Origin of the sequence: Rhodococcus sp. NPDC003318 (assembly GCF_042879035.1) — a bacterium.
Lineage (GTDB): Bacteria > Actinomycetota > Actinomycetes > Mycobacteriales > Mycobacteriaceae > Rhodococcus_G.
This window is the reverse complement of sequence record NZ_JBIAOU010000017.1, coordinates 91,714-97,921: the sequence shown is the minus strand read 5'-3', so window position 1 is coordinate 97,921 and position 6,208 is coordinate 91,714. Positions and strand designations below refer to the sequence as shown.

The 6,208-nt window shown below is 68.1% G+C and carries 6 protein-coding genes and 1 pseudogene; 3 read left to right on the top strand and 4 right to left on the bottom strand.

Annotation, left to right across the window (positions count from 1 at the left end; genetic code table 11):
• The 3 genes and pseudogenes from ACFYVR_RS21770 to ACFYVR_RS21760 form a co-directional block, all read left to right on the top strand.
• Window positions 1–126: pseudogene (locus ACFYVR_RS21770) on the top strand (thioredoxin-disulfide reductase); the annotation flags it as partial.
• A gap of 40 nt (window positions 127–166) precedes the next feature.
• Entirely contained in the window at window positions 167–490 is a 324-nt protein-coding gene (trxA, locus tag ACFYVR_RS21765; RefSeq protein ID WP_387477026.1) for a thioredoxin, read from the top strand.
• Between the two features lie 124 nt (window positions 491–614).
• Window positions 615–1,814, top strand: a complete 1,200-nt coding sequence (locus ACFYVR_RS21760) for an N-acetylmuramoyl-L-alanine amidase (RefSeq protein WP_387477024.1) — start codon at window positions 615–617, stop codon at window positions 1,812–1,814.
• Between the two features lie 45 nt (window positions 1,815–1,859).
• Here ACFYVR_RS21760 and ACFYVR_RS21755 read toward each other — a convergent pair whose 3' ends face one another.
• From ACFYVR_RS21755 to rsmG, 4 genes are all read right to left on the bottom strand, one after another.
• A complete protein-coding gene (locus ACFYVR_RS21755; protein ID WP_387477022.1) occupies window positions 1,860–2,540 on the bottom strand; it encodes a GNAT family N-acetyltransferase in 681 nt (226 codons plus the stop codon).
• 230 nt (window positions 2,541–2,770) lie between these two features.
• Window positions 2,771–3,850, bottom strand: a complete 1,080-nt coding sequence (locus ACFYVR_RS21750; RefSeq protein ID WP_387477020.1) for a ParB/RepB/Spo0J family partition protein — start codon at window positions 3,848–3,850, stop codon at window positions 2,771–2,773.
• Window positions 3,850–4,854, bottom strand: a complete 1,005-nt coding sequence (locus ACFYVR_RS21745; RefSeq protein ID WP_387477019.1) for a ParA family protein — start codon at window positions 4,852–4,854, stop codon at window positions 3,850–3,852. The genes ACFYVR_RS21750 and ACFYVR_RS21745 overlap by 1 nt, the downstream gene beginning before the upstream one ends.
• 53 nt (window positions 4,855–4,907) lie before the next feature.
• Entirely contained in the window at window positions 4,908–5,579 is a 672-nt protein-coding gene (gene rsmG / locus ACFYVR_RS21740) for a 16S rRNA (guanine(527)-N(7))-methyltransferase RsmG (protein ID WP_387477017.1), read from the bottom strand.
• Window positions 5,580–6,208 lie beyond the last annotated feature (629 nt).

Below are 6,208 nucleotides of genomic sequence, written 5' to 3'. Positions count from 1 at the left end.
GCGATCACGGCGGCGGGCACCGGAGCGTCGGCCGCGATCGACGCGGAGCGCTGGCTCGCCGAGCGCGGCGACATCTCCGCCAACACCGTCGAGGCGGCCGGCCGGACCGTGTCCGTCGACGCCTGACTCAGCACCACCCATCCACCACCGCACGAGGAGAGCCTTCATGGCGAACACCATCACCATCACCGACGACTCGTTCCAGCAGCACGTGATCGACGCCGACAAGCCGGTCCTCGTCGACTTCTGGGCCACCTGGTGCGGTCCGTGCAAGATGGTTGCCCCGGTGCTCGAGGAGATCGCAGGTGAGCACGCCGACAAGCTGACCATCGCCAAGCTCGACATCGACGCCAACCCGTCGGCCGCTCGCGACTTCCAGGTCATGTCGATTCCGACGATGATCCTGTTCCAGGGCGGCAAGCCGGTGAAGCAGATCGTGGGCGCGAAGGGCAAGGCCGCACTGCTCAGGGACCTCTCCGACGTCCTGTAACGGGCGCCACGACCCTCGGGATTGCCGGTTTTCCGGTGGTGTCTGAGAGAATCGTTCCCAGGCGTTACCGCAGACTCGGCGTAGCGACGCTGGGTGCCGTCGGGATGAGAAAGGGCTCCTTCGCATGCATCGACTCCGTCACGGCGACCACGGTCCCGCCGTTGCCGAGATTCGAGGCACCCTCTCGTCCCTGGGATTTCTCCGCGGCGGAGTCTCCACCACCCCCCGGGAGCCGATGAACGGCGCGCAGTGGGTGGCTCCGGACGCCGTGTTCGACCATCACCTGGACAGCGCGGTCCGCGCGTTCCAGCAGCAGCGTGGGCTGCTGGTGGACGGTGTGGTCGGTGCGGCCACCTATCGTGCGCTGCGGGAGGCGTCGTACCGGCTCGGCGCCCGCACCCTCGCGTACCAGCTGTCGGCGCCGCTGTACGGCGACGACGTGGCCACGCTGCAGACCCGGTTGCAGGATCTGGGCTTCTACTCGAGCCGGGTCGACGGCTACTTCGGTCCGAAGACCCACGAGGGACTGTCGCTGTTCCAGCGGGAGATCGGTATCGCGTCGGACGGGATCTGCGGGCCGCAGACGCTGCGGTCCCTCGACCTGCTCGGCACCCGCGTGACCGGTGGGTCGCCGCACGCGATCACCGAGGAGGAATCGGTACGCCGATCGGGCCCCCAGTTGAGCGGCAAGCGGATCGTCATCGACCCCGGTCTCGGCGGCGCCGACACCGGTCTGGTGGTCCCGACGCCGCGCGGTCCGATCTCGGAGGCCGAGATCCTGTGGGACATCGCGAGCAGGCTCGAGGGCCGGATGGCGGCGACCGGGATGGAGACGTTCCTGTCGCACCCGCCGAACAACAACCCGTCCGTGACGGAACGCGCCGACACGTCGAACACCTTCGACGCCGACCTCATGATCTCGTTGCGCTGCGCGACGAGCACCAGCCCGCACGCGAACGGTGTCGCCAGCTTCCACTTCGGCAACTCGCACGGTGCCACGTCCCGCATCGGACAGGTGCTCGCGAGCTTCATCCAGCGTGAAATCGTTGCTCGCGCACCGCTTCAGGACTGTCGGACGCACGGTCGCAGCTGGGATCTGTTGCGGCTGACCAACATGCCGACCGTTCAGATCGACATCGGTTATCTGACAAACGATTCCGATGTCAAAACCCTCATCAATCCGCGGAACCGGGACATCATCGCGGAGGCCATCCTGGTCGCGGTGAAGCGTCTGTACCTGCTCGGTCAGGACGATCAGCCGACCGGCACGTACACGTTCAAGGAGTTGCTCGCCGAAGAGCTGGCGAAGGCCGATCCGGCCTGACCCCGCGGGCGCCACCGACCCCGAATCGGTCGGGCGCCGAATCGATCAGAGCACCCCGACGGAGGACTTGCGTTCGCTGCCTGTCGTCGTCACGGCCGCGGCCATGAGCAGCTGTTCGAGGGCGGACTCGACGTCGGCCTTCCAGCCGTGGTCGCTGTCGAGTTCCAGGCGCAGCCGGGGATAGCGATGATGGGCGGCAACAACTTCGAAGCCCATGTCCTCGAGGAAGCCGGCGTCGATCATGCATTCCTCGGGGCTGCACTCGTGGTTGGCACCGGCCGACGGCGCGACGTCTCCCTCGGTACGAACGATGCCGAACGCCTCGAGCGCACGCACGCCGCGGCGCACCAGATCGCTCACGACGGCCTGAATGAGGCTGGGCCCCACCCCGTCCAGCTGTGCGGCCGGTTCGAGCCTCATCGTGGTCAGCAGGACGGCATCCGGGCTCACCGGGGAGGTGGGGAAGGTGGCCGCGCGGGGCACGGCACCCGGCGGGGAGTACAGCGCGCATCCGGCGGGGTACCCCTCGAGGGTCGCGACCTGGCCGCACGATCCCCACTCGAGCATGACCATCGACAGCCATGCTTCCTTCTCGAACTCGGGGTCGGCGTACTTGCGGGATTCGTGCAGCGCGGCCGGGTCCATCTCCCAGAACACACACCGGCGGGCATGCCGGGGGAGTTGGTCGAAGCCCTCGAGGGTGAGCGGGCTGATGCGCATCGACACCCTGACCCTCGCCTCCACGACCTCACACGGGGACCGGCGTCCTCGCACCACATTGTCACGTCAAGAATAGGGGATCGGCTCCGGACCATCCGTCGGCGCCCACCTCCCGGAGCTGCCCCGCTGGAGCACAATACTTTTCGCGGTCGACGCGGGTGCCGACACCCGAACGGTCGGGGCGTTTCGCCACGGTGACGAAACACCCCGCGTGTGCGGGCACCCGCGTGTCGCCGCTATGTGGCGCCGTTGGTTTCCATCATCTCGACGATGCGCTGCAGATCGTCGACCGACCCGAATTCGACGACGATCCGGCCCTTCCGCTTCCCCAGGCTGACCGTGACGCGGGTGTCGAATGCGCCGGACAGCCGATCGGCCACATCCTGCAGCCCCGGCATCTGAATCGGCTTGCGCTTGACCGGGGGAGCGGGGAGGTCGCCGCCGTCCCGGTTGGCCAGCGTGACCGCCTCCTCCGTCGCACGCACGGACATGCCCTCGGCGACGATCCGGGCCGCGAGCAGCTCCTGGGCGTCCGCCCCGGCCTCGAGGGAGAGCAGCGCCCGCGCGTGACCCGCGGAGAGCACCCCGGCGGCGACACGACGCTGCACCGGGATCGGCAGCTTGAGGAGCCGGATCATGTTGGTCACCACGGGACGCGACCGCCCGATCCGCGCGGCGAGCTCCTCGTGGGTGACGTTGAACTCCTCGAGCAGCTGCTGGTACGCGGCCGCCTCCTCGAGCGGGTTCAACTGCACCCGGTGGATGTTCTCGAGCAGGGCGTCCCGGAGCATCGCGCCGTCGTTGGTCTCCCGGACGATCGCGGGGATCTTCTCGAGTCCGGCGGCCTGGCTTGCGCGCCAACGGCGTTCGCCCATCACCAGCTGGTAGCTGTCCGAGCCGATGCGGCGCACGACGATGGGTTGCATCAGACCGAACTCGCGAATCGAGTGCACCAGTTCGGCGAGCGCCTCCTCGTCGAACACCGAACGTGGCTGCTTCGGGTTCGGCGCGATCGCGGCCGCCGGGATCTCCTGGTAGCTCGCGCCGACCGGGACGAGGGCGTCCTCGTCGGTCGCCCGCTTCGACTTCGCCTTGTTCGCAGTCGATTTGGTCGGCTTCGCGTCGTCCGGGGCGACGGTCTCGGTGGGGGAGGGGACCGCTTCCGCCGGATCCTCGACCTTCGGGGCGACCGGTGCGGTGACGTTGCCGATGATCACGTCGGCGGCGGCCGCACCGAGGCGGGGACCGGCGTCGGGCCCGGTCGGAATGAGCGCCGCCAGCCCGCGGCCGAGACCGCCCTTGCTTCTCTGTGCCACTAGTTCTCCTGCGCGTTCGTCGTTGCGGTACGGGCGGCGAGCTCACGGCCGGCGTCGAGGTAACTCATGGCGCCGCGCGATCCGGGATCGTAGTCGAGGACGGTCATCCCGTAGCCGGGAGCCTCGGACACCTTGACGCTGCGGGGAATCACCGCGCGCAGCACCGCGTCGCCGAAGTGACCGCGGACCTCCTCGGCCACCTGATCGGCCAGCTTGGTGCGCCCGTCGTACATGGTCAGCAGGACGGTCGACACGTGCAGCTCGGGGTTCAGGTGCGACTTGACCAGCTCGATGTTGCGCAGCAGCTGCCCCACGCCCTCGAGGGCGTAGTACTCGCACTGGATGGGGATCAGGACCTCGTTGGCGGCGACGAGCGCGTTGACCGTCAGCAGCCCGAGGGAGGGCGGGCAGTCGATCAGGATGAAGTCGGCGTCGATGTCCGAGAGGAACGCCTCGGAGAGGGCGTTCTTGAGGCGGTTCTCCCGCGCCACCATCGACACCAGTTCGATCTCGGCACCGGCCAGGTCGATCGTGGCGGGGATGCAGTACAGCCGCTCGCTGTGCGGGCTCTGCTGGACGGCTTCCTTGGCCGTGGTCTGGCCGATGAGCAACTCGTAGCTGGACGGGATGCCCGAATGGTGCGGGACTCCGAGAGCGGTGCTGGCGTTGCCCTGAGGGTCCAGGTCCACGACGAGAACCGTCAGTCCCTGCACCGCGAGTGCGGACGCGAGGTTGACGGCGGTGGTGGTCTTGCCGACGCCACCCTTCTGGTTGGCGATCGTCAACATGCGACGACGATCCGGCTTCGGAATCGTCACGCTGCCGGGGTGCAGCACCTGACTGGCCCGCTGCGCGGCGGCACCGATCGGTGTGTCCGCCAAGGAGATTCCGTCGTACGGCCCGGGTGAATGGGAACTCTGACCGTTCGTGACGGAGTTGTCGGTGGATCTCGAGGATGTGGGGCCTGTTTCACGTGAAACGGTTGCTTCGGGTCCACCCGACATGTATTGCTCCTTCACTGAAATGACTCGATCATCCGACCCGGCCGCACCGGAGTTCACCTCCGATGTGCTCGTTTCGGAACACGTTCGGCCCGAACCACAATCGTCGGCGTCGGGAGGATCCCGACACCGCACTCGAGTATCTCCAGCTTGCCAGCCCCCAGGCGCGTCAGGGAAGCGCGATCGCGGGAGATCTCCTCCGCCGCACTGGACCCCTTCATCGCCAACATTCGTCCACGTTCGTGGACCAACGGGATCGACCAGCGGGCCAGCTTCTCGAGCGGGGCGACGGCGCGCGACGTCACCACGTCGGCTCCGCCGACCTCGTGCACCACACCGGACTGCTCGGCGCGGCCCCGCACCACACGGATGTCGAGTCCCGCCGACTCGATGAACTCGGCAAGGTAGATCGACCGCCGCAGCAGCGGTTCCACCAGGGTGACCTTCAGGTCCGGCCGAGCGATCGCCAGGGGAATGCCGGGCAGACCCGCACCGCTGCCGACGTCGACCACCGACTCGCCCTCGGCGATCAGTTCACCGATGACCGCGCAGTTGAGGAGGTGCCGATCCCACAACCGAGGCACCTCACGCGGACCGATGAGACCACGCTCGACACCGTCCGTAGCAAGGGAGTCGTGGTACTGCTGCGCGAGTCCGAGGCGGTCCCCGAACACTCGACGGGCGGCTTCGGGGATGTCGACGGACTCGCTGTGTTCCACGTGAAACATCTTCCCGTGCCGATTCGCGATTACACAAACGCAACGCGCCAATTCATCTGACCGACACAGAAGTTCTCGGTGGGGGAGGGGAGTGGACCCGTGGAACGGGCGGTCCCACCCGACTCGGTGCAGCCGCAGGGGCATCACTCGGGATCCGGGACGCCGACGCGGCCGAGTTCGGAGCAACCCCTCGGGCACGGGCGTCGTCGACCCGGTCCACTCCCGGACTGCCGCGGCCGGGCAATCGCTGTACTCGCTTCCCGGTCGAGCAGGGTGAACCGACCGCGAGCCCCCTTCCCGGTGCCCCGCCGCCTCCGAGGCACCGCATGTGGTCCTGGACGGCTCGGTCGACTGGTCCCGCGACCGGTCGCAGTTGCCACATCGTCCGGTCCTTCGGGCTCCGTCCGGAAGCGCAACTGCACACGTGGTGCCGGCGGCGTGCCGGGTCCGCGACCGGCGCGGACGGGTCACACGGCCGAGTGCGCGATAGCCGACGCGTATCGGAGCCCCTGGCGATGTTTCACGTGAATCATGCGATCCCGCCGGACGCCTCACCACTGGTACGTGGGGAGTGCCGGGTGTCGCATCTCGGCGAACAGACCACCGCATGATCGTGCCACCACGGGTCACGACCGGGA

Coding starts and splice junctions, on each gene's coding strand:
- trxA (WP_387477026.1), top strand. CDS start 167: ATGGCGAACACCATCACCATCACCGACGACTCGTTCCAGCAGCACGTG.
- ACFYVR_RS21760 (WP_387477024.1), top strand. CDS start 615: ATGCATCGACTCCGTCACGGCGACCACGGTCCCGCCGTTGCCGAGATT.
- ACFYVR_RS21745 (WP_387477019.1), bottom strand. CDS start 4,854: ATGTCGGGTGGACCCGAAGCAACCGTTTCACGTGAAACAGGCCCCACA.
- rsmG (WP_387477017.1), bottom strand. CDS start 5,579: ATGTTTCACGTGGAACACAGCGAGTCCGTCGACATCCCCGAAGCCGCC.